Below are 25,049 nucleotides of genomic sequence, written 5' to 3'. Positions count from 1 at the left end.
AAATAATGAAACGTACTTTTATCTTAATGCTCGACTCTTTTGGTGTTGGTGCTGCTACCGACGCCGATAAGTTTGGTGACGTTGGCTCTGATACTTTTGGTCACATCGCGCAAGCCTGTGCTGACGGCAAAGCGGATATCGGCCGTCAAGGTCCATTGAAATTACCTAATCTTGCTCGCTTTGGTCTAGGCCATGCTGGTTTTGAAAGTACGGGTAAATTTGCTGCTGGATTTGCTGATAATGTCGAGCTCATCGGTGCTTATGGCCATGCTGACGAATTAAGCTCAGGCAAAGACACTCCTAGTGGTCACTGGGAAATGGCGGGTGTTCCTGTCCTCTATGAGTGGGGTTATTTTAGTGACTTAACCAACTCATTTCCTAAAGAACTTACAGATAAAATTCTTGAACGTGCTGGTTTAGATGGGTTTTTAGGCAACTGCCATGCGTCGGGTACTCAAATTCTTGAAGAGTTAGGCGAAGAGCACATGAAAACAGGCAAGCCTATTTTCTATACCTCTGCGGACTCTGTATTCCAAATAGCATGTCATGAAGAAAGTTTTGGTGTAGAAAATCTATACAACTTGTGCAAAATAGCGCGTGAAGAGTTAGAGCCTTATAACATTGGTCGCGTAATTGCTCGTCCGTTTGTTGGCACTGGCGCTGCTGATTTCGCTCGTACTGGTAACCGTCATGATTATGCGGTATTACCACCAGCGCCTACGGTATTAGATAAGCTTAAAGATGCTGGCGGTGAAGTGGTGAGTATCGGTAAAATTTCTGATATATATGCGCACAGCGGTATTACTCAACAATTTAAAGCGACTGGTCTTGAAGAGTTATTTGACGAAACCTTAGCGCAAATTAAACGTGCTGGCGATAACACGATTGTGTTTACCAATTTCGTTGATTTTGACTCTCATTATGGTCATCGTCGTGACACTGCCGGTTATGCTAAAGCACTTGAGTACTTTGATTCTCGTTTACCGGAATTATTAGCGATTTTAAAGCCTGAAGATTTAGTGGTTTTCACTGCTGATCATGGTTGTGATCCTACTTGGGTTGGCACTGAACATACTCGTGAACGTGTGCCGGTACTCGCTTATGGTGCAGGCTTATCTGCAGGCTCGCTAGGCCGTCGTAAGTCTTTTGCTGATATTGGCCAGTCTATTGCGAGTTATTTTGAGTTAGAACCGATGAATTATGGTGAATCTTTTATTAATTAGTCACATTTTCAAACGACGGTTCTATATAAAGTTTAATGGCTTTGCTAAACTGTAAACATGACTAAGCAATACAAAATAAAATAGAAACATAGGGGTTATAACATGGCTACACCACATATTAATGCTGTTGAAGGTGCTTTTGCTGAAACGGTACTTTTTCCAGGCGATCCGTTACGTGCAAAATATATTGCTGAGACATTTTTAGAAAATGTTGAGCAAGTGACTGATGTACGTAACATGCTAGGTTTTACCGGTACCTATAAAGGTAAGCGTATTTCTGTTATGGGTTCAGGTATGGGTATCCCATCTTGTTCAATCTATGCACACGAACTTATCAAAGACTACGGTGTTAAGAACTTAATCCGTGTTGGTACTTGTGGCGCAATCAGCACTGACGTAAAAGTACGTGATGTGATTATCGGTATGGGTGCATGTACTGATTCTAAAGTGAACCGTTTACGTTTTAAAGATAACGATTTTGCTGCAATCGCAGACTACAGCTTACTAAGTGCTGTTGTTGATTCAGCGAAAGCGCACGGCACTAAAATCCGTGTAGGTAACGTTTTCTCTGCCGACCTATTTTATACTCCAGATCCTCAAATGTTTGATGTTATGGAAAAAATGGGTATTCTTGGCGTCGAAATGGAAGCCGCTGGTTTATACGGTGTAGCACATGAATTAGGCGCCAAAGCGTTATGTGTTGTAACGGTATCAGACCACATTCGTACCGGTGAGAAGACGACCTCTGATGAGCGTCAAACGACATTCAGCGACATGATCATCATGACTTTAGATGCAGCGTTAACACTGTAATTTAATCGTTAGTCATAAAAATGGGCACTCATTGAGTGCCCATTTTTTATGTTTGTCATTTCTGTCAGCAATCTCTCTAGGCAGGAGGATCTTGTTTTACATCTTCTGACTCGTCTGCTTGCGTTTCGTTTGAAGCGATCAAGGTCGATTTTTTAGGCTTTTTACGTAATTTAGCTTGGGCTTTTCGGCGGTCAAAATCGGCACGCTTAAATGAAAGTGCTCGCGATAAAAGTAAACCAATAAAGCCAGCTACAATTAACATCATCTGCTGTAATTGCATGTTCTGTTCATGCAATATTTTTATTTCGTCGAAAAATATATCAAGATTCAAACGTACTTCAACGTAACCTAAATTGTTGTCGTCTTGAACAACGTTCTCAATCAGGGGGGGATATGGTTTTAATAAGCCTTTTAATATTTCAGAGTCGGCTTCTAAGTTTTCATAAGACACACTTTGGGCAAAGGCTAGCCTTACACCTTGTGAATTATAGATATTCACCGACATCACTTTAGGATCAGCAGCAAGTGCTGATGCTAACCATTGCAGTTGCTCATCATTTTGTAAAAACATTGCTGGAGCCGCACCATTAGCGGCTTGCTGTGCTAATAGCCTTGCCATCACTTTGGTTTGTGAATTTAATAACTTTTGACCATTACGTAAACTTGATTGCCACAAGTACATTAGGCCGAAGATCAGTGCTATTGCCACAATGATTTGCACAATTCTGCTAATTTTTTGCCTTTTCTTAAGACCTTTAACAAAAATCACTTTAATCCTCAGTGTTTTTTCTATTTAATTGGAGGCTGTTTTAGGGAGTTCTTTTACCGAGCAACCATTCTGTGCTAACCCAATTACAGAGAATTATCAAAAAGCTATACTAATCGAAAAATTTGTCAGTAGATAGTCGTAACATACTAAGAGGCCGTATTGATGCTTGAACAACGTGATAATGTTTTATTAAATTTTTTATTTTCAGATACTTGTGAGACATATCAACATTTAGGCTGTGTGTTATATCGTTATCAAGAGTCAGATTATTTACGTAACTTACAATCTCACTTACCGTATCGTTGTCGAGTTATTTTTAGTGCGCAATGCTCAACAGAGATAGAAGCCTGGTTATCTTCAATATCAAGTGATACTCATATCGCAAGGCTTGACAGGCAAAACGATTTATTTGGTTTTGAACTGTCGGCTCAAACTGCTAATGACGGGTGGGTCGCGTCATTTCCTCAAAATATACCCGCCGAAATTGTACTCATTCAACAGCCATTAGCACGGTTAAACCAACCCGGTTTATTAGTGATGGATATGGATTCTACTGCCATTCAAATTGAATGTATCGACGAACTCGCCGCTATGGCTGGCGTGGGTGAGGAGGTAGCAGCAGTTACGGCAAGTGCTATGCGTGGTGAATTGGATTTTGAACAGTCTTTAAGACAACGAGTCAGTAAACTTGCTGGTGCTGATGCCTCTATTATTCAGCAGTTGTGCGATACCTTGCCTTTAATGCCTGGTCTTGAAGTGATGTTAGCCGAGTTAAAAACGCATCAATGGAAACTGGTTGTCGCTTCTGGTGGATTCACACCATTTGTGGGCCATTTAAAAACATTACTTAATCTTGATGCGGCGTTTGCCAATGAGCTGGTTATTGTTGATGGTAAGCTAAGTGGCGCAGTGACAGGTGAAGTAGTAGATGCTCAATACAAAGCTAATGTGATTAGTCAATGTGCTGAACAGTGGGCCATTCCATCAGGTCAGCGAGTGGCAATTGGTGACGGCGCTAATGATATTCCGATGATCCAAGCTGCAGATTTAGGTGTGGCATTTCATGCTAAACCTAAATTAATTGCTGCTGCTGATGCATCGATACAAAATGTCGATTTACGAGCATTAGTGTTTTGCCTACAACTATAACGTTTTGATGTTTACCTTTATGAACAAGGCTAAATATAGAATTATTACTCTATTCTAGTTGTATTTCATGGCAGTAATGTTAGTTTTATATTTATAATCACTAACATAACTGCCTATTTTGACTATCGATATCCTCCAAGATTCACTTTTTATACCATACAGCGATGGTCAATTGCACCTTCGGCATATTCGTCCTTCATTGCCGACAGCCCTAGGTATTCCTATTTTGATGTTGCATGGGGCTATGTCTAATGGAAGAGTGTTTTATAGCAGTTCTGGCCGTGGTTTAGGCTGTTTTTTAGCTAACGCTGGTTTTGATGTTTATGTGATGGATACCGCAGGACGAGGCTTAAGCGAGCCTAAAATTCACCGTGACTTTACGTTGGGACAAGGAGAAGTCATCCGTGAACAATTGCCACTAGTGCAGCAGTTTATTCTACAGCGTCACCCTTTGGTTAATAAAGTACATTGGTGTGCCCATTCATGGGGTGGGGTGTTAATGGCCAGTAGTTTGGCTCGTTATAGTCATTTACAGTCTAGTGTTGCATCGTTATTAACCTTTGGTTCCAAACGTACTATCAAAGTGAAGTCATTTAAAAAATGGCTTATGGTCGATTTTTTCTGGAATCGTTTTGCGCCTTTTTATATTGGCAGACAAGGCTACTTTGATGCCTGTCGACTCCGTGTTGGTATGGATAATGAGAGCAGTGCATCATTATTACAAACGATTGATTGGGTGCGAGGTGATTGGGTTGATCATGATGATAATTTTCACTATGCAGAAGCCGCAACTAAAGCGGTATGGCCACCGGCATGGTTTATCGCTGGTAAAAATGATCACGTATTAGGCAATCCGTCAGATGTACGCGATATGATTGATGAATGTGGTTTTAGCCAGGTTAAGTACACTTTACTCGCCAAAGAAAAGGGCAATTTATTGGATTATAATCATGCTGGTATGTTGACTGAACGACAAGCCGAGCAAGATCACTTTGTACAAATTAAACAGTGGTATTTATCAATGTGAGCCAAGTTAGCTGTATGGGAATGGTAAGTGGTTATTAACCTATTTTCTGGTTACTTAATCTTTGACTAGCAAAAAATGCAGATTTGAACTAAATCCTTCTTATCGATTTATGCCATAGCTTATCACGAGTAGCGGTTTCTGAAAGATTGCTTAGGCTAGTATCATTAAGCTTGGAAAACGGATTTCAACTTCAGTAGTAATATCTAATAGCTCACCCGAACCGATAACTCTCCATAATTGTTCTTCTAATTGCTTTGCACGGTGATTAGCATGAATGTGGATATATTCTAGCTCGCGTCGAATATAACTCATATCGGGCTTGTCAGTTGCTCCTATATACACCCTTAACGCCATGAAGCGACCCACTTTTTTACTTTGGGTAATAAATTGAATTTGTTGTTCTCTATTACCCAGTTCTGATTTAAGTTTACATTGGATCTGTACTGCACCTCTAGGGTGGCGGGTGAGTTGCATAAACACTTCAAAAAAGGCCATATCATGAGTGGGTTTCATTAACTTGATAGGGTCTATGATGTGTTGTTTTAATACATTGTTGTCTAGTAGTGGCTTTAAATTGTATTGCAGTACCTTATCGCTGTCTTGAGCAAATAAATGGCTTATTTCATCAGTCGTTGTACCAATACCTATGTAAGCCATTTGTGCCGCTTTTACTGTTTTTTCGATAAAATATGGCACTCCTGGCAATTGGCGCATCACGAGATTTTTCATACCATCAGCCAGTTCTTTTTTCTGGCCTTCATTATCTGATAATTGCTCGAGTTTTTGTTTATTGTGAGCAATTAATTTACTTAAAAACTCAACGCCTTCATGCGGGGAGTGGCCAATGATGGCACTCAAATGCAAAGTTGCACCATTCATCCGGCTGCGAATTAGCTGATAAGGTAAATTCGATAAATTAGTTTTTCCAGCAGCGGCTTGCAGGCGTGGAAATGATAATGTAACCGGACCCGGTTCGTTGAAATTAGCTGATTTATCTAGAGTCAGTTGTAAACCTCGACTCGATATATCATGGGTAATACCAGTGGACTGTTTATCACCTTGTTGAATTGTGACTAAGGTTTTAAAGACGAATCGAGCCTCATGGCGCCGCTCACTAAATGGCATTGATACTTTTTTGATGCTGTGTTGTTTTATTTTTGCTTGAGAGAAAATCTTTAAGCCATTCACATCAGATTGATCAAACCAGCATTGATAGTCTTTACGAGCTTCCTCGTTGGTTAAATCAATAAGTTGTAAAGTATGACTAAATTGAGCTAATTGTTGCTCAGTGAGGGCCGCATAACGTGCATCATCCCCCGGTAAGGTGGATGTTTTATAGTTTTTGCTATGATCAATAGGCTGCATTACAATTTTAAATACGCGCCAGCTGGTTTTTGTCGACGCAAAACCTAAAAAGAGATGTATATTTTTGGTCGCTTTAAGCTCTGCTAAAGTAGCAGAATAAAAATGTAATTTACCATTGGTGTTATGGATAAAACTGAATAGATAACAATGCTCATTATTATCTGTGTTTTTAATCATTTGGGTTAAGCGACGGGTATTAATAAAACTCGGTAACTGACTTATTTCATTTTCATCTTGAAAGTAATGTTGGATTGGTTTGTTGCCTCTACCCAATAATTCGTAGTTTACGAGTGGTTTACCTTCAATAATGGAAATGAACAGAGGTAAATGTGTTAGCAGAGGTAAGTAATGTCGTTCATAGCCTAACCCGGTAGCGGTAACGATGACGTCGTTGACATCGACTTTATAACGGAACTTATAACCTCGGATAAGCTGTGATAACAAGGTGTCTAATGCTTCTCCACCACCCAATCTTTTCAATCTAAAAATAGCACTATCATCTTTGTTTTGAATATCCACTATTTGATATTCAACACCATGCTTTAGATCATCTAGATAAAATTCATCGCTGAGTTCAAGTAGTTTTACTCGCAAAGGTTTATCTTGGTCTAAATGATGTTTTAATGGCAACTTAATGCGAGCGCCGCCGACAGATAAATCTAGCGTTGCGCCATTGACTTCGGTTATGCCTTGCTGAGAAACCATAATTCGAATGCTATAATTCATTCGTTCTTCACAGCGATTAAAGTAGCTGCCAAGTACAACACCAGGCACTAAAAATGGATTTTCCTCGTCGACAACCTCAATTGAAACATTTTCTCTGAGTTTCAGACGTCGCAGTTTATGCGCTTTTATAACGTGCTCGTATACACCTAAGGTATATTTGTTGCGGTATAATGGTAGTGCTTGTAGCAGTGCATCTTTAGCGGGTTCGTCTAGAAAATATCTTTGGTTAGCGATGACAACTTCTTCGCATGGCAGTTCCGTTTTATCTCGTAAATCTATAATTCGTGTACATAAAGATGAGATACGGTTTAGCTCCATTTTCAATAGAAAACGGGTTGAATTAGATTCGTCAACGGTTAACTGTTCAAATACGTCCTGAAAATCAGGTTCCATGATCAGTGGTTTTAGTTGTTCGATTAATGCCCTGTGGTTATCTAAACTCATTATTTTATCGTTTTAAATGCTTATTGTGAGCCTGGCTGATAATTTTATCGGCAAGAAAGTGCTGATCTTTATAGTAATATACATTTCAATGTTGTTCGATAGGTATGCACAAATGATATCGTTGTTAATTACTCAGAAACGAAGACTAACATAGCGTATTAATGGTAATGCTGTATTGATGTAACGTTTGTTTGTTGATTTTTACAGTTTGTTTACATGAGTGTGGACAATATTTTAATCATTGGCAAGACTCTGACTAAAGATCGTTGTTATTATTATACTTATGAGTTGCCTAAACCGTCATATTTGATTCGTTCGATGTGAGGTTTAGGCAGTAAAGAAATTTCTAACAATGATGCTTTATTGATTCGTAGACTGAGTGACATGGGTCATAAAAGTACTAATTGATTTGCAACCTAGGAACTAACATGGCGAAAGCTCCAAAAATGGCATTTGTTTGTGACGATTGTGGCCTGGATTATCCGCGTTGGCAGGGACAGTGTCGTTGTGGTGCGTGGAATTCTTTGGTGGAAATGAAACTGTCGGCCTCAAAGAGTTCAACTTCACGTTCATCGGTATTGGGATACGCTGGTGCTGTGGGGGGGGGCTCTAAAAAACTCAGTGAAGTTGAATCACAAGATGCCGAAAAAAGACTGACTGAAATCGGTGAATTAGATAGAGTGCTCAGTGGTGGTTTAACGACGGGATCGGTGAATATTATTTCCGGTGACCCAGGAGCTGGTAAAACAACATTACTGTCTGATTTGGTTGCTCGGATGTCACAATCTATGGCTTCACTGTACTGTACTGCAGAAGAATCATTATCTCAGTTCAAAAACCGTGTTAATCGTTTAAAGCTTAATTATAACGAAGATAACTTGTTTCTGCTGTCTGAAACCAGTGTAGAAGCCATTATTGAAGAATTAGAAGCCAAGCAAATCAAGTTTGCTGTCATTGACTCTATTCAAGCGGTTGTCACCGATGCGGCCAATGGCAGTCCGGGGTCGCCTTCACAAGTTAAAACGGCGGCTCAAGCATTTACTCAATATTGTAAAAAAAATAATGTCACCATGTTCATTATTGCTCACGTAAATAAAAATAACGAAATAGCAGGCCCGCAAACCTTGGTTCATATCGTAGATTCATTGCTACATATCGACACCAACGACGGGCAAATTCGTACCTTGCGCGCCAATAAAAACCGTTTTGGTGATGTTGATACCGTGGGGATATTCCGCATGAGTGAACGCGGTATGATCAGTGTTGATAACCCAAGTGAAATATTTTTATCGGGTTCAACCACCGAATCGCCGGGCTCGACCATCACTTGTATTCGTAAAGGTAACCGTAATTTACTATTGGAAATACAATGTTTAACCACCGAGACTGAATCTGAGTTTCCACAACGAGTGTGTGTGGGCTTAAACATGAATCGGATTAAAATGTTAACCGGTATTTTACGTAAGCATACTAAAACCAAAATTTTTCATGATACATTTTTTAATATAGTGGGCGGTTTAAAAATTGATGAGTCAGAAACCTGCATCGATCTAGCGCTTGTTACGGCATTACTGAGCAGTTTAAATGACTTTGTCGTGCCAAGAACCACTTGTATTATGGGCGAGTTGAGTTTGAATGGCGATGTGCGCCCAATTGATAGTGGTGTGCCGAGAGTCAAAGAAGCTGCGCAGCATGGTTTTACTGAGATTTTTATCCCATTTCGTAATTATCACAAAACCATGGAAGGGCTTGGGGCAAAAATTATTCCAGTGAAAACTATCCATGAGCTGCTTGAGTTAATTAATTAACCCTCGGTTGCTAAAAGCAAAACTTGAGCATAAAAAAGGTAAGTCATTGACTTACCTTTTTTGCATTTTACGGTATATCTGAAAGCTTAAGGCGCTGGAGTGATTAACGACGTAAGCTCACGATCTAATAACTCAGCATCGCCTATGTTGAGTTCAATAATTCGGCGCAGGTGGGTAATGCTGTCAACGTCAATGTGAGTACACTTTAAGCCCAGGTGTTCTGGGGTTTTATGGACAATTGCCGCTTCCATTTTGAGTTCAATATCAGAGTCGGGTAACACAAACTCTAAGGTTAAAATGCTATTGAGTTGACCTGTATACCCAGATGGTAATTCTACTAATGCACCGTTAAGACTTAAATCTAAAATTTTAGTGCGCCAAGTTTGTTCTGTTTGCGCGAGATGAGCACTGGCTGCAAAAAAAATACGAGAAAATTTACGTCTGTCGTCCATAGTTTGCCCTTAGTAATCAATATCGCAAGACACATAGTCAGTGTTTATTGTTTAAGCATACTCGATTTATCTCGATTTATCTCGATTACGCTGAGAATATTTAGTTTAAAAAAGGAGCGCATTGCGCTCCCTGGTTATTTTGAGTGGTTATATATACTGACTTCAACTAAATGAGTAAATGACCCATTAATGCAATAATCGGTAGTGTTACTAAGGTTCGTAGAATAAAGATAACGAATAGCTCAAAAAAGTTAACCGGTATTTTACTACCAATTAAAAGAGCACCTACCTCGCTCATATAAATAAGCTGAGTAACCGATAAAGCAGCAATAACAAAACGGGTCAAATCTGATTCTATAGAGCTGGCCAAAATGGATGGGATAAACATATCGGCAAACCCTACCACAATCGTTTTCGAGGCTTCGGTAGCTTCGGGAATATGCAGCAGTTCTAACAGGGGAATAAATGGCATACCTAAGTAATTAAAAATAGGCGTATGCTCAGCCAACACTAATGCGACGGTACCAATAGCCATAACAACAGGGATAACCCCGAATATCATATCGACAACGTTTTTAATCCCTTCCGTTAGCACATGCTTAATGCCACCTGCAGAAGATGCGCGTTGCATTGCTTGATCAAATCCCCACGAAAACACACCATGATTGGCTGGGATCGTTTCGTCATCTTCATGACGAGGAGTGTTATCGATATACAGATCTTTCTTCCATGACAACGGCGGTAATTTAGGGACTATGATTGCAGCAACAAAACCCGCTAAGCACACTGTCAGATAGAACGGCACAAACAAGTGCTCAAGTTTGACCTGTGATATCACCACTAGGCTAAAGGTTATCGATACGGCAGAAAAGGTTGTACCAATAACAGCAGCTTCGCGTGCAGTATAGAAACGGGTTTCGTATTGTTTAGTGGTCATTAAAATGCCCACACTGCCATCGCCTAACCAAGATGCCATGCAGTCAATAGCACTGCGACCAGGTAAATTGAATATTGGGCGCATTACTTTGGTTAATAATGTGCCAAAAAACTCCAATAAACCAAAATTGAGCAATAGCGGTAATAACATGCCAGCAAAAATAAATACTGAAAATAGTACAGGTACTAAATCATTCAGAACTAAGCCACCCGTGGCCGATGAAATAATCGCTTCGGGGCCCACTTGCAAATAAACCATGACGATAAAAATTGCGCCTAGAATGCGCACCGCTAACCAAAATAAATTCACTTTCAGTAAAGTGCGTAAAAAAGTACTTTTACGCACGAATTTAGGATTAATGAGCTGTGTGAGTAACGAGGCCAATGCCATTAATACTACAATGCAGGTAACAATAAGCTGAATCGAACTGCCCATTTGGCTTTGCAACGCTTTTGAGATGATTGCAATCGGAATGGTAATCGAACCTTCGACATTGATAGGCGTCATAAACAGTAACAAGCCAATCAGTGACGGAATAATAAAGGTGAGAATTGTTTTAATGTTATGTTTTTTATGTGTCACGTTAAATACACCTTACTTATGTGTTCTAAGTTGGCCAGCTGTGCTACCCAACTGTTTATTATGGACCAAAATTGAATGTCCATTCAGTTGTTTTTTTGGGTAGGCAAGGTTACCCCCTTATTTGCTGTATGTAAAATGATAACTTAATCGAATAGATATTAGTTAAATGTGAGTAGATATTTACTTTAAGAAATTGTCGGGGTATATGGTTAAAATCTAATTTAATCAGCCTGTTGAAACTTTGTTGCGGGTGTGTGTTATCTTTGGAACTAGCACTTTTTTATGGTTTGTATGCCATTAATAAACATGGATATGATGACGGTTCATGACCACTTTTATTAATGGCTATCAAGTAGCGTTTATAAGGTTAACGCGCTGGAGTATTGGGCTCAAGGGAATAGTCCATGCCCGGTAACCCTAACCAATAGCCATTGCAATGATGATTGATAATCGATGCCTGTTTATTGTCATTAAACTGTTTATTCATTAGCGATTTACTATTAAGCGGCTCTTCTGTTATTTGTGTTAATACATCAGCAAGTTCTGAACCCATGGCTATATCGGCTAATTTATTGGGGGATATACGCCAATAATCAATCCCCATGTCTATCATTTGTGGAATTTGGTTAATCAGGTTTACCTGCGCCGCAGATTGAGTTTGAATGCCATTTAAGCGGAGTAACGGTTGTGACTCTTGAGTTTGAGCCAGTAAGCCTTTGCTATGGCGTTGGCAAATAGTTTGACACTTATCTTTTGGCAATTGGTAATGTTTGGCGGTAAAACAGCGTGCAGAATGTGCCAAGGGTAAATAGCCGTGACCGAGCACCTCTATTTCAAAAGCGGGTTTATCACCTTGATTGATGACGGTGTTTAACCACTGCTGTGATAATTCACAAGGCATGACAAAACGGTACATCCCTTTTTGGTGCAATAAATCAAGACTGGTCCGATTGTAATTATTGATTGTTGGCCCACACACAAAGGGGACTTTCGCTTGGTGCGCATAATGTACTGCAGCCATATCATTCGCTTCGATACTAAAATCACCATTATCAATAGCTCGTTTCAGTTCATTAAGCTCAGATTGCGCTTCTATCAAAGCCATGGTTGATAACACCACATGTTTGCCATGAGACTTGAGCATATTGGCGAGATCTAGGTAGTCGTTAAACTTCAGTTCACGGCGGCGGCTACATACGGTTTCACCTAAATAAACGCTATCGATGTAACTCAATGCTACTTGCTGATAAAAGTGTTCAACGTCAGATTTTGACCAGCAGTAACTAATTGGAGCGAGAGATATTTTCATTGTAAAACCTTATTGCCATTGACGCTCATAAGCGCCCAATGTAGTGATTTGTCCTTCGGATACTTTTGCTAACGCTTGCGACCATTGTGGTTGCTCGCAAAAAGACTCGGGGTTAGCTAAATAAGTGTCGATAGCGCTACGCCAAACGTGGGTGACTTGGCTGACGTAAGCAGGGCTTCGCTGACGTCCTTCTATTTTAAGTGATTTAATTCCCGCTTGGGCGAGCTCGGGTAACAAGCTTAAGGTGTTTAAACTAGTAGGTGACTCCAGTAAATACTTTGCATCATGATCGTACTCAGCAACATAACGGCCTTTACAGACCACTGGATAACCCAGTTGTTGGTTAGCATCAGCTTTATCGATTAATACATTATTGAGTCGGGTCAATTTATCGCTGCCAGAATCTTGCCAGCGCACATGATTAGCCGGGGAACATGAGCCGCCGGTATTAGGTGATTGTCCTGTTACATATGATGATAAATGGCAGCGTCCTTCAGCCATGATGCATAAACTACCAAAAGCAAATACTTCAAGCTCAACAGGGCTCACTTTAGCTAAATCTCTAACCTGTTTAATCGACAACACTCGTGGCAATACTGCTCGTTCGATATTAAAAGCTTGTTGATAAAATGACAGAGCCCCTAAGTTTGTGGCGCTGGCTTGTACCGATAAATGTAGCGGAAGGTGCGGATAATGCTGGTGGGCATAATCGAGTAATGATAAGTCAGCTACGATGAGGGCATCCATTTCTAATTGTGCGGCTAAATCAACGGCCTGATACCAGCGCTGTTCTTCGCCGGGTTTCGGAAAAGTGTTAAGGGTTAAAAATACCTTTCGCCCTTGGCTTTGGGCCAGTTTTGTCGCTTGTGCCAGTTGTACTGCAGAAAAGTTTAGACCTGCAAACGAGCGCGCATTAGTGTCATCTTTTAGTCCGAGGTAAACCGCATCAGCGCCAGCGTTCAGAGCGGCTTTGAGCGACGCTAAATTACCTGCAGGGCATAAGAGTTCCATGTTGGTGTTCTCATTTTTTTCAAAGAACAGGAGTGTAAATGTGATTGAGTTAACATGATTTGATTTAAAACAGGTTTCGTTAGATAAATTGCCAGTAAACTGACTTGATTATTGGTTCAATTTACAAGTAGGTACTCTCGATGGCTCAAGCTTTTACACAACAATTATCGGCGCACTTGTTACATTTTGCGCCTCAAGTAAGCCGTCGCTCGCTAAACTTGATGCCTGAAGCGTTAAAAATAATCGTCATTAATAAACTGCTTAATTTAGTGTTAGCGGAACAATTGAAGGCAGATGAACTCCATTTTCTCAAACAAAAGTGGGTAGGCATTTGTGTTGATGATATTGGTTTGCGTTTTGAGGTGGGTGTCGAACAACAACTACGAGTGCGTGCTTTTACTCAGCCTGATGTGACATTAAGTGCCAATGTGCCTGAGTTAATTTTGGTTGCAGCAGGCAAAGAAGATCCCGACACGCTATTTTTTCAGCGTAAATTACGTATAGAAGGGGATACAGAGTTGGGGTTAGAGGTTAAAAATTTATTGTTGTCTATAGAGTTAGATAACTTACCCAAACCCGCTCGGATCGGCATTGAGCAACTGGCAAAAGTATTACAAACATTAACAGCCAGTGAATAGTGATGGTGTTATTTGACTATAAAAATCGGCGCATTAAGCGCCGTTTTTGCAGATACTAGATACTAGATACTAGATATTAGATATTAGATATTAGATGCTAGGTACCTAGGCACTATATATTAGCTCTTAGTTGCTCAATCCTGAGGTTACACATTGCCCGTGAGAGCAGCGTATTTTAGTAATAGCGCATCATGTGACTCAACATGTTTTGGGTCGGGATCGATACAATCTATAGGACAAACAGACACGCAAGTTGGCTTGTCGTAATGACCGACACATTCGGTGCACAACGCGGGATCGATTTCATACACCTCTTCACCCATAGTAATGGCCTCATTAGGACATTCGGGTTCGCACATATCACAATTGATACAGCTATCGTCAATGATTAGTGCCATAAAAACCTTAATTTAAGCTGGTTGATGAGGGTTTCGGGTATCCATTCCCTCAGGTAAATTACGCATTAACATGGCTTTGTCGATATTAATAGCTGCTGGAAGCGCTAGAAACACAAAATGGCCTGAGCCTAAAGCAGAGTCAATCGATTCGCCTTTGCGATTTATTAACCATTCAATAGTGATAACAAAATTACCTTCAGTTGTCATTATTTCAACACTGTCACCGACTGAAAATTTATTTTTTACATCAATTTCAGCCAAACCCTCAGCATTTCGTTTACCGGTGAATTCACCAACAAATTGCTGGCTATCACTCACAGAATGGCCATATTGATAGTTTTGATATTCGTCATGAACGTGACGACGTAAAAACCCTTCGGTATAGCCACGATGCGCCAAACCTTCAAGGTTGTTCATTAATGTGCGATCAAAGTCTTTGCCTGTAGCGGCATCTTCAATTGCTTGGCGATATAATTGTGCGGTGCGCGCGACATAGTAAAAAGATTTGGTACGACCTTCAATTTTTAATGAATCAATCCCCATTCTGGTTAAACGATCCACATGTTGAATAGCCCGTAAATCTTTTGAGTTCATAATGTAGGTGCCATGTTCATCTTCAAACGCAGGCATATACTCGCCAGGACGACCAGCTTCTTGCAGTAGCACTATGTCGCTACTAGGTTGGCCCGAACCTAATGTAGGGCTCTCAAACTGTACGGTTGGAGCCACAGGGATGATATCGCCAGTCTCTGTTTGCTGTGCTGGGTGCACATCGTATTTCCAACGGCATGAGTTGGTACAGGTTCCTTGATTAGGATCGCGTTTATTCATGTAACCAGAGAGCAAGCAACGGCCAGAGTACGCCATGCAAAGTGCGCCATGCACAAACACTTCTAATTCAATATCTGGACAACGTTGGCGAATTTCTTCAATTTCATCCAATGATAATTCACGCGATAAAATGACTCGCTTGATGCCTTGTTGTTGCCAGAATTTAACCGATGCCCAGTTAATCGCATTTGCTTGAACCGATAAGTGAACCACTTGTTCAGGAAACGCTTCGCGGACCATCATGATAAGCCCAGGGTCAGACATGATCACCGCATCAGGTTTCATCGCGATCACCGGTTGCATGTCTTTAATATAGGTTTTTAGCTTGGCATTATGTGGGGCAATATTACTCACCACATACAATTTTTTACCGAGGGCGTGAGCCTCTTCAATACCGCTGGCAAGTGTCTCCATTTTGAAATCATTATTTCTAACTCGTAAGCTATAACGAGGTTGGCCTGCGTAAACAGCATCAGCACCATAAGCAAAGGCGTAACGCATATTTTTAAGCGTACCAGCAGGAGATAATAATTCAGGTTTAAACATGTTTTTTGACCTAATTGAACATTGTGTGATGAAAGGGTCGAAGCTTACTTAAGGATATTAGCGAGGACAAATATGGCCTTGGTATTTGTGAGGTTGGTTGTATTTTTATTGTATCGAAGGAATTTATAACTGTTAAATCAGCACAGAAAGATATAAATAATTGAGTTGTCGTCAGTTGAGTAATCGCAAACGTTATCGGTTTGGGTATATAATCCAACATTAGAGACTATTTATTTATGGAGAACCCATGTCTACGGAACATCAACTCTTGGTTGGACTATTAAAAAAGCTCAAAGATGATGCTTTAGTTTTACCAACATTACCTGAAGTGGCCATGCGTGTTCAAGAAGTGGTATCTCGTCAAGATTCGAGCCTTAAACAAGTAGCAGATATTATTGGACAAGATGCGGCTATTTCAGCCCGTATTATTAAAGTGGCAAACAGCGCTTTATATTCTCGTGGTAATAAAGCAGAAAGCATAAATGCCGCCGTTAATCGTATTGGTTTAGTGCAAATTAAATCCATTACCACGTCAGTTGCCATGGAACAGCTCTTTATCTCAACCAACGAAATGGTGTGGGAGGTGATGGATGAGGTATGGAAGACCTCTATTGAAGTGACAGCTTCATCTTGTGCGATGCTTGAAATGTATAACAAACGTCATCCCACTAAAAAACTAGACCGTGATACGCTTACCCTTGCGGGATTGGTACATAATATTGGTGCATTACCAGTATTAACCGAAGCAGAAGTTCACCCAGAATTGTTTAGCCGAATTGATGACTTACGAAGTCTCGTACGTAAAATGCAGGGGCCGATTGGTCGTGCGGTATTAAAAACGTGGGACTTTGCCCCAGAAGTTATGGAAGTGGTGGAGCGTTGGGCTGATCTTCATTATATGCCTGAAAAAGTGACTTATCTCGACTTTATTCGTTCTGCGGCATTTTATACTGGTGAACTTAGAGCCGGTGAAGAGTTAGAAGAAAGGTTAGGTGTCTTTGTCCTACGAGGTTTACCTGTAACACCAGAAGATCTTGCTAGTGATGAGTTTATTGATATGTACCATTCAATTAAGCAAAGTTACGAATAATGCTATGTTAAGTGAGTTTCACGGATATTAATCAATGAGTTAACATTAAATGATTAATATCTAAGTGAGATTTTTTTGATGTTTAAATAACCGATGACTAAAACTGTAACATGATGAATACTTAATGAATTATTTGCTAATAACAGTGTTATTTATGATTGTGATTATGCTGTGCACCATTGCATTTCTCCATTGGCGTCAGCATCGTTTTATTAAACAATTAACTCACTCGTTAGAATTACAATTACTCAATCAAGATTCATTTAACATAGATTCTCCTGCCAAATCGTTAAAACCGCTCATTAATGTCCTCCATCATTTACATCAATCAAGCCTATTTAGCACCGAACGAGATAAGTTAACCGGATTAGCTAATCGTGTCGGCTTTAAACGTAAAATGTTGTCAAAAATGCCTATTTCAGAAGGTATGTTAGTGCTGGTGGATATTCGACAATTTCGTTTTGTGAATGATTTATTTGGTTTTTTATTTGGTGACAAATTGCTGAAAGCTTTTGCCAAGCGGATAGATAACCTGAACTGTAAAGCACAGTTCATCGCACGTATGAACGGTAATGAATTTTTGTTGTTTTTCCAGCAACCGTTGACTGTCGAGCAGTTGCAAACGATAAAAAATGATTTACAAAGTCCATTTGAAATAGAACAACAGCCAATCAGTATCAAAATGCAGCTCGGAGTATTGTCGCTCAATGAGCATCATGCCGATGTCAGTTTGATGCTGCGCCGTTTAGATTTAGCACTGAAGAAAGCCAAAGCATTAAAACAGCCGATTGCTTTTTACGATCAAGATGATGATAAAGCACAATACCGAGAATTGTTGATTATTAATGGCTTGCCTAAAGGGTTAAAGCAAGGTCAATTATTTATGGTATTTCAACCAAAGCTAGACATAAAAAGCGGCCGATGTAAGCAGGTTGAAGCGTTAATTCGTTGGCAACATGAAGGCTTAGGATTAATTTCTCCAAATGAATTTATTCCATTAGCGGAACAGACCGGAATGATCGATATTCTGAGTAGTTGGGTGTTAGATAACGTATTGGCTCAACAAGCCAAATGGCGAAATATGGGGGTTTACGTTAATGTAGCCATTAATTTGTCATCTACTGATTTAGATAATCCAAACCTTGCTGCCGATGTCGCCACCAAACTATCCCAGTATCTGGTTCCTGCCGAAACCATTACCATTGAAATTACTGAAAGTGTGTTAATGAAATCGCTCGAGCAAACGATTGTTACCTTAAATCAATTACGTGATATTGGAGTCAAACTTGCGATTGACGATTTTGGTACTGGTCATTCTTCTTTAGCTTATTTGCGTCATTTACCCGTTGATGAAGTGAAAATTGATAAAGCCTTTTTAGATGAATTTGAAACATCTCAAGCGGCGAAACAAATTGTTAAGACCAGTATCGAGCTGGCTAAAAATTTAGGTTTTGAAGTGACGGTTGAAGGGGTTGAATCTAAGTCTGTTTTAGATGCATTACATCTTTTTGGAGTAGACACTATTCAAGGTGATTACTTTGCTAAACCATTGACTGCCAGTGAGTTTGAACATCTTTATCCGCAACTTAATTATCAAAAAATTAATAATCCACACTTTAGTGATCCTAAAAGTTAACTCTCTTCAACGTTAAATGTCGTTGTGTCTGGTGGTTAATTACTTAAATCCTGCTGATAAATGAGCGATTAATTCTACAGGCATAGGTGCAAGTTGACGCTTCTGGTTCATGCAGACCATTTCAATTGTAGCCGTTACTGCAGGTTTTTTAGCATTAGGCCGCCATATTTGTTGTTTCCATACGGTACGATATTTACTTTCAAAATAAAATTGTGTGCGCACATCAATAATATCTGCAAACTCAACCCCATCGTGACATAACATATCGCTGCGATAAACGGCAAAACCCAATTGTTGTTGCTGCCAAAGTTGGCTGAGTACATCTGCGCCGATGACATGTTCACGCGCACGCTCGAAATATTTTAAGAAGTTAGGATGATATACCACACCAGAAAAGTCGGTGTCCTCATAATAAATTTGTACAGAAAAAGAGTGAACTGGGCTGTACTTGTGCTCTACAGAGGGGTGACTCATTACACTATGACCTTATATTATTGATATTGTGGTTATGTCGTTAATCATTTGAAGGCAGAAGCAGCTGTTGGTACTTACCTTGTCTTTGTAACGTTAGCAGCCCTTTGTCGAGTAATTGGCTAATGTGCTCTGCTTGAGGGTTAAGTTTAGAAAATGCGACGAAAATTTTACTGGTATGATTATTAAACTTAGCTTTTATATTACGGCTAACACCCATCTGTTCGATGTAAACATCAGCAACAAGGTCATACATAATGGCGGTATCAATTCTGCCTACTAATAATAAATTGATTAATTGGCGCTGGCTATTTACCGTGATGACGTGTAACTGCAGCTGTTCAACAAGCGTCGTAAATTCGTCGCCGTACTCATAACCACTCACAATACCAATCGTGCTTTTTATTGGGATCTGCCATTTATTATCCGCAATGGTAGGGTGTTCTTTGGCAAAGAAAAAAGAAGCTGTTACTGTAAACAAAGGTTCATTACCGAATATAAATCGGTTAATAGTGCTTTGCTCTTTTGTCACATTAAAAACGCCATCAACCGAACCTCGCTCGGTCATAATCAAACCACGAGTATAGGGTACGACAATAGTAGAAACGTCAACATCAACTTGCTTAAAAGCCTGTCTAATAAGGTTATGGGAAATACCATTACCCACTTCATCGGCAAAAGGAGGCCAACTATCTTCTGCCGCTAAAGTGATTTTTAGTGGTTCCGCCACGGCGATGGTCGAGTTAAATGTATATAAAACTCCCACTGATATGAATATCAATTGGATGAATAAACGAGCTCGTTTGGGCATGGGAATGTAATCAAAAATTAGTTTTTTGTAACGTATTAACGACATATAATCCTTTATAGAAGTGTCCTGCTACGGCCCAGCAAGAATAACACTTTTGCAAATAAAGTGATATTCCCAATCATGTGAGCCCTCTCATTATTGATTTAAATAATAACAATGTAATGCGATATGAATAAGCATTTCACAGGTAATTATCTGCCTTGAAATGAATGTGTCTTCGCATCAATAACGAGAGTTTAAGGCACCTTATTAGGGTTAGTTTAGAATACAGATTGATAGGTAACAGCATCGTTAGTGAAGGTTATGTGTGTTTGCAGACGTCGCAGTAAGTCGTTAACAGTTTGGGTGCTGCTTATGCATGAATCGCTAATAAGTTGCCGCTCTCATTATTCGTTTTCAACTTCAACATATTCACATAAGGTTAACTTGTTATGTAGAAGACATACTTCTAATTGAGTGACATCAAGAGCATGACTGAATAAAAAACCTTGAACTATTTTACAATTATACTGTTTCAATTTAAGCAGCTGAGCATGAGTTTCGACGCCTTCTGCAATGACATCTAATTTCAGCTCATTACCTAAGGTAATGATGTTTCGTAATACTATATTGCTGGTTTCTTCAGGCAAAATACTGCTTAAAAACCCCTTATCAATTTTTAAAGTATCAATGGGGAACTGGGTCAAATAGTTTAATGACGAATAACCTTTGCCAAAATCATCTAGGGCAATACGTACGCGTAATTGTTTGAGTGCTAATAGAACGTCTTGTGCTGTTTTTAAATCTTTAATGAGTAATGACTCGGTTATTTCAAGTTCAAGATGATGAGCCGGGAAGGTGGTTCGTTCTAAAATGGCAGCAATGTCATCAACAATAGTCGGTTGTGATAATTGTACCGGTGAAATGTTAACCGAAATATTGCCTCTCAGTATCCCTTGTTGAAGCCAGCGATATCCTTGCTGACAGGCTTGTTCAAGTACCCATAATCCAATATCGATAATTAAGCCACTGTCTTCAGCTTGATCAATAAAGCGGCTAGGAGAAATCATCCCGTGTTGAGGGTGATTCCAACGAAGTAACGCCTCTAAACCGACAATCTCATGTGTATCAACGCAACATTTTGGCTGGTAATGCACTTCAAGTTGCGCATCTGACATGGCATTATTTAGCTGATCTTTAATCAATAATCTTTCTAATAGTGCCGTGGATAATGTTTCGTTAAAAAAGTAACTTCCGTTTCGCCCATTCTGTTTAGCTGCGTACATGGCGGTATCAGCATGTTTTAATAATGTTTTGGCATCTTTACCATCTTCCGGGAAGCATGCCACACCAATACTGGCAGAACTGTTTAGCCAATATTGATTAATTTGATAGCCTTTGTTGAGCGTTTGACGAACTCGTTCAATGATATTAACTAAATCTCGGTTCACGTCGGCCGCAATTTGCTCGTATGGAATGATTAAGGCAAATTCATCTCCGCCGAGTCGAGCCAATACATCTTGTTGGCTTAAACAATGCTGAAGCCGTTTACCAACTTGGATAATGAGCTCATCGCCTACGTCATGGCCCATAGAATCGTTAACTTCTTTAAAGTGATCTAAATCGATAAACACCACAGCGGCGGTGTTGTATGGATTAGACATAAGTAATGACAGTTGTTGATTAAAATGAAACCGGTTTGCCAATCCCGTTAAGCTGTCAAAGTTAGCCCGGCGACTGAGCTCTCTCATTTGTTTGATTCGAGATAACGCAAACAAAATCATAATCAATATAATCATGGTGCCCGAAGCAATTAATGCGTAATACCACCAGGCTTTTTTAATGTTAAATGCAAATTCTGCCTGTTGGTTGCTCCATATACCGTCGCTATTGGTGCTTTGTACTTTAAACACATAATCACCAGCGGCTAAATTAGTGTACATCGCCCGAGGTAGTAATGTGGTCAGCCAATCCTGATCGAACCCGGCTAACATATATCGATATTGATTCCGTTCAGGGGCGGTATAGTCTAATGATGCAAATGAAAACTGGATCATGTTGTTGTCGTAATCAAGTATCGGCTTCGGGGGAGGGTTATGGCTGTTAATATTAATATACGATTTATTGGCTATTTTTGCCGAAGTGATATGCACCGGAGGCGCAAAATCATTTTGGCTAATAGTGTCGATATCTATCTGTATCACCCCTTTATTAGTACCTAATAGTAACTGGTGTTGATAAATGGCTATTGCGGCTTCATTAAAGGTTAAGTTGTCGGTGTTAATCACGCTGGGATAAACACTTATTTTAGCGGTTTGGGGGGTATATTTGATCAACGTATGCTGGCTCGTTAGCCATAAATTACCTTGGTCATCACCAATGACGGCTTTTAAACGGTTATCTGGTAGGCCTTGCTGACGTGTAATGTATTCAATGGTAAATCCCTGAGGTACATTTGAAGTTGGAATTATTTTTGCTAACCCGAGACCTTGGGTTGCTGCCCATATAATGCCTTGTTTATCTTGGTAAATACCGCCTATTCGGATGTTCTCTCTTTCATTACCTAAGCTTAAGTGTGAGGTGATATCCGTTTTAGGATCGATAATGAAAATACCATTGGTGGTGGCTAACCATAACTCACCTTGGGTAGCGATTAAACTGTCGAAGGTGAAATTCCCACCTGAAGTATAAAGATTATCCGCATCGTTAAAATAATGTTTTATTAAACCTTTTTGCGGGTTAAATAGCATTACGCCAGCGTCTAAATAGCCAGTGATCCACACATTGCCTTCTTGGTCTGGGTCAACAGTATAGAAATCAGTATTAGGAAAGCCATAGGGATTATTCACTTTATTACTAAAGTGTTGCACAGTGTCAGAACGTTGATCATAAAAACTCAGGCCTTCAGCGTCAGAAAACCACAGATTATTATCTTTGTCTGTTGTTACGTTCCAAATATTGTTTATTAATGATGGAGTGGTTTTATCTTTTAAAGGTCCTAATTCAACCGTTTTATTATCGATGTTTATCTTATCGATACCCTTATTTGTTGCTACCCAGGCATCACCTGATTGCGTTAAGGCTATTGCGTAAACATTGCCTCCTGATAGCTCTGATTGGCTGGCAAGGGGTTTATACAGTCGACTTGATTTTTTCAATGGCGTGTAAAAGGCCGCACCTTGGTTAGTCGCAAACCAAATGACTCCTGAATGGTCGATAAATACATCATCAACATCATTGGTCGGTAATGATTGTTGATTAAACGTTTGTGAGGTTAACCAGTCAAAATGTTCGGATGCGACAGTTAAATTTGCCGCACCTTTATCGGTACTAATCCAGATATGTTGATCGTCTTCAATCGCTATGCTGGAGATGTAGTTACTGGGAATTTGTCCAACCTTTGGTTGTTTTGGACTAAAAAAATGCTGGAATGTGTTGTCGTTAGGCATAAATTTAATTAAGCCAAAATGTTGGCTACCAAACCAAAGTTGACCATGATTATCTATTTGACTCGTCAGAATGTAATCATTAAATAAATCTGCCGTAGCAACGGCTGAACCTGTAGTGGATATTGCTTGTGCTTTATCTGATTGATATAGCTGCATTGTTGTACTGTTGGGTTCTAATAATGCGAGACCATGGTCGGTCCCTACCCAAATACGGTGTTGAGTGTCTTCTACTATGCTGTAAATAGATGTTTCTACAGGAGTATCTTGTTGGTTTAAATATAATGGAACCGAGATAAAATCGGTTCCATGCTCTGTTTTATATTGTAACCCACTGCCAGTACCTATCCATAGCTGGCGTTTTGAATCCAAGTATAAACGCATTATCCAATTGGTGTTTTGAGCGAAAGGCTGTTGTGAGGTGGGGTAGATGTTAAGTTCATCATCGACGGTGAGTTGATTAAGACCGTCTTCAGTAGCAAACCAGATATTGCCTTGGGCGTCTTCGATAATATCTGTCACAAAGTTATTCGATATATGTCTTTTGGATCCCGGTGAAAACTGAAAATTTATAAACTCTTGGCCATCATAGCGGCTCACACCAGCATCGGTTGCAAACCATAAAAATCCATTTTTTTGCTGATAGATAGAGGTGATCATGGTTGACGGTAAACCGTCAGCAATATTGAGCCTATCTATTTGAAACTGTTCTGCGTTTGTGGCTGAAATAAAGGCAACTGAAAGAAGTAAGCATAACAGCGAGCATAACCATCTTTGGAAAAAGAACACCATCAGAGACCTTATTATTATTTTTATAAAAAACTGATTTTGATACCTATAATAACAGGATGATATATTGTAAATACAGTCACTATTTTACACAACAAAATAATAACATTGTTTGTGAATTTGGGATCTACTCATCTTCCTCTCATCAAATTTAAACCGTATTGATGAGAAGAAACTTGTGTAAATGAAGGCTGAATGGCTGAGGAATAAATCAAACTAATTTCTGTTGGTATCTATCTTAGCGATATTTTTGTCGTATGTGTTAGCTTTGTCGCTTGTGCTTAAAGTGGGTGATTATTGTCATTGTTTGTATTTAAATAAGAAGCGAGGCATCGATTGCGGTGAAGTGCTGGGCTTGATCGGTTAATGATTTTGCAGTGAGGCGCTCAACACTTAATACATGGGTGTAGCATGTGGTCGTTTGATTGATTTTTTTGAGTAATAAATCGAAATCACCATCACCAGACAGTAAAATAACCTCATCTACCGTGGGCGCTATCTCTAGCATGTCGATGGTAATCCCAACATCCCAATCTCCCTTGGCAGAACCATCACTGCGCTGGATATAAGGTTTGGTTTTAACCGTAAAACCAATATGTTTTAGTGCATCTTGAAATTTAACCTGACCGTCATCGGCTGGTGCTATAGCGTAAGCTATTGCGTGGCTAATAGTGCCCTGTGCCGACAAATGTTTGTATAAAGCTCGGTAATTGAATGAACGGCCAAAACCTTGCTTACAGGTGTAATAAATATTTTGCACATCTACAAATACGGCAAGCGTTGTCATTATTACACCTGT

The 25,049-nt window shown here is 39.8% G+C and carries 20 protein-coding genes; 8 read left to right on the top strand and 12 right to left on the bottom strand.

The window, feature by feature from the left end:
* Positions 1–5 precede the first annotated feature (5 nt).
* Together AAEY99_RS04160 and deoD are read left to right on the top strand one after the other, a co-directional pair.
* Positions 6–1,223 (top strand): phosphopentomutase, encoded by a 1,218-nt coding sequence (locus AAEY99_RS04160; RefSeq protein WP_351009301.1) that lies wholly within the window; start codon positions 6–8, stop codon positions 1,221–1,223.
* Positions 1,224–1,325: 102 nt separating this feature from the next.
* The gene (gene deoD, locus AAEY99_RS04155) at positions 1,326–2,036 is read left to right on the top strand and encodes a purine-nucleoside phosphorylase (protein WP_059746461.1); all 711 of its coding nucleotides are present in this window, start codon (positions 1,326–1,328) and stop codon (positions 2,034–2,036) included.
* 76 nt (positions 2,037–2,112) lie between these two features.
* Here the strand turns inward: deoD and AAEY99_RS04150 are convergent, their stop codons facing one another.
* Positions 2,113–2,805, bottom strand: coding sequence for an AhpA/YtjB family protein (locus AAEY99_RS04150; RefSeq protein ID WP_101085717.1), 693 nt, complete (start codon positions 2,803–2,805; stop codon positions 2,113–2,115).
* Positions 2,806–2,967: 162 nt separating this feature from the next.
* Here AAEY99_RS04150 and serB point away from each other — a divergent pair, with 162 nt between their 5' ends.
* A complete protein-coding gene (serB, locus tag AAEY99_RS04145) occupies positions 2,968–3,954 on the top strand; it encodes a phosphoserine phosphatase SerB (protein WP_351009298.1) in 987 nt (328 codons plus the stop codon).
* Between the two features lie 118 nt (positions 3,955–4,072).
* Positions 4,073–4,981 carry an alpha/beta fold hydrolase gene (locus tag AAEY99_RS04140; RefSeq protein ID WP_351009296.1) on the top strand — a complete coding sequence of 303 codons (909 nt, stop codon included), beginning with the start codon at positions 4,073–4,075 and terminating at the stop codon, positions 4,979–4,981.
* 150 nt (positions 4,982–5,131) lie between these two features.
* Here AAEY99_RS04140 and AAEY99_RS04135 read toward each other — a convergent pair whose 3' ends face one another.
* On the bottom strand, positions 5,132–7,516 hold the full coding sequence (locus AAEY99_RS04135) for a PilZ domain-containing protein (RefSeq protein WP_351009294.1): 2,385 nt from the start codon (positions 7,514–7,516) through the stop codon (positions 5,132–5,134).
* Between the two features lie 428 nt (positions 7,517–7,944).
* Here AAEY99_RS04135 and radA point away from each other — a divergent pair, with 428 nt between their 5' ends.
* A complete protein-coding gene (gene radA / locus AAEY99_RS04130; RefSeq protein ID WP_101085709.1) occupies positions 7,945–9,324 on the top strand; it encodes a DNA repair protein RadA in 1,380 nt (459 codons plus the stop codon).
* Between the two features lie 86 nt (positions 9,325–9,410).
* Here the strand turns inward: radA and AAEY99_RS04125 are convergent, their stop codons facing one another.
* The 4 genes from AAEY99_RS04125 to ubiU all read right to left on the bottom strand — a co-directional run bounded on the left by AAEY99_RS04125 (position 9,411) and on the right by ubiU (position 13,615).
* Complete coding sequence (locus tag AAEY99_RS04125; RefSeq protein WP_101085707.1) at positions 9,411–9,776, bottom strand: PilZ domain-containing protein; 366 nt, start codon at positions 9,774–9,776, stop codon at positions 9,411–9,413.
* 166 nt (positions 9,777–9,942) lie between these two features.
* Positions 9,943–11,220: a YjiH family protein gene (locus tag AAEY99_RS04120; protein WP_243756207.1), complete on the bottom strand. Its 1,278-nt coding sequence runs from the start codon at positions 11,218–11,220 to the stop codon at positions 9,943–9,945.
* Positions 11,221–11,662: 442 nt separating this feature from the next.
* Positions 11,663–12,604: a U32 family peptidase gene (locus AAEY99_RS04115; protein WP_351009292.1), complete on the bottom strand. Its 942-nt coding sequence runs from the start codon at positions 12,602–12,604 to the stop codon at positions 11,663–11,665.
* Between the two features lie 9 nt (positions 12,605–12,613).
* The gene (gene ubiU / locus AAEY99_RS04110) at positions 12,614–13,615 is read right to left on the bottom strand and encodes a ubiquinone anaerobic biosynthesis protein UbiU (RefSeq protein WP_101085701.1); all 1,002 of its coding nucleotides are present in this window, start codon (positions 13,613–13,615) and stop codon (positions 12,614–12,616) included.
* Positions 13,616–13,755: 140 nt separating this feature from the next.
* Between ubiU and ubiT the strand changes: the two genes are divergently transcribed.
* Complete coding sequence (gene ubiT / locus AAEY99_RS04105) at positions 13,756–14,253, top strand: ubiquinone anaerobic biosynthesis accessory factor UbiT (RefSeq protein ID WP_101085699.1); 498 nt, start codon at positions 13,756–13,758, stop codon at positions 14,251–14,253.
* Between the two features lie 146 nt (positions 14,254–14,399).
* Here the strand turns inward: ubiT and AAEY99_RS04100 are convergent, their stop codons facing one another.
* Both AAEY99_RS04100 and trhP read right to left on the bottom strand, forming a co-directional pair.
* Positions 14,400–14,651, bottom strand: coding sequence for a YfhL family 4Fe-4S dicluster ferredoxin (locus AAEY99_RS04100; RefSeq protein ID WP_101085697.1), 252 nt, complete (start codon positions 14,649–14,651; stop codon positions 14,400–14,402).
* 12 nt (positions 14,652–14,663) lie between these two features.
* Positions 14,664–16,028, bottom strand: coding sequence for a prephenate-dependent tRNA uridine(34) hydroxylase TrhP (trhP, locus tag AAEY99_RS04095; protein WP_101085695.1), 1,365 nt, complete (start codon positions 16,026–16,028; stop codon positions 14,664–14,666).
* Positions 16,029–16,275: 247 nt separating this feature from the next.
* On the opposite strand from trhP, the gene AAEY99_RS04090 reads away from it, so the two are divergent.
* A complete protein-coding gene (locus AAEY99_RS04090) occupies positions 16,276–17,118 on the top strand; it encodes an HDOD domain-containing protein (protein ID WP_101085693.1) in 843 nt (280 codons plus the stop codon).
* Between the two features lie 124 nt (positions 17,119–17,242).
* Positions 17,243–18,754, top strand: coding sequence for a putative bifunctional diguanylate cyclase/phosphodiesterase (locus AAEY99_RS04085; protein WP_162022539.1), 1,512 nt, complete (start codon positions 17,243–17,245; stop codon positions 18,752–18,754).
* A 39-nt stretch (positions 18,755–18,793) separates the two neighbouring features.
* Here AAEY99_RS04085 and AAEY99_RS04080 read toward each other — a convergent pair whose 3' ends face one another.
* From AAEY99_RS04080 to AAEY99_RS04065, 4 genes are all read right to left on the bottom strand, one after another.
* Positions 18,794–19,228: an acyl-CoA thioesterase gene (locus AAEY99_RS04080; RefSeq protein ID WP_101085689.1), complete on the bottom strand. Its 435-nt coding sequence runs from the start codon at positions 19,226–19,228 to the stop codon at positions 18,794–18,796.
* A gap of 40 nt (positions 19,229–19,268) precedes the next feature.
* Complete coding sequence (locus AAEY99_RS04075) at positions 19,269–19,955, bottom strand: substrate-binding periplasmic protein (protein ID WP_242445095.1); 687 nt, start codon at positions 19,953–19,955, stop codon at positions 19,269–19,271.
* A 467-nt stretch (positions 19,956–20,422) separates the two neighbouring features.
* Complete coding sequence (locus AAEY99_RS04070) at positions 20,423–24,253, bottom strand: EAL domain-containing protein (RefSeq protein ID WP_351009290.1); 3,831 nt, start codon at positions 24,251–24,253, stop codon at positions 20,423–20,425.
* Positions 24,254–24,563: 310 nt separating this feature from the next.
* Entirely contained in the window at positions 24,564–25,037 is a 474-nt protein-coding gene (locus AAEY99_RS04065) for a LabA-like NYN domain-containing protein (protein ID WP_123777149.1), read from the bottom strand.
* Positions 25,038–25,049 lie beyond the last annotated feature (12 nt).

Origin of the sequence: Shewanella sp. S1-58-MNA-CIBAN-0166 (assembly GCF_040310085.1) — a bacterium.
In the GTDB taxonomy this organism is placed as follows: domain Bacteria; phylum Pseudomonadota; class Gammaproteobacteria; order Enterobacterales; family Shewanellaceae; genus Shewanella.
This window is presented reverse-complemented; position numbering and strand designations above follow the sequence as displayed.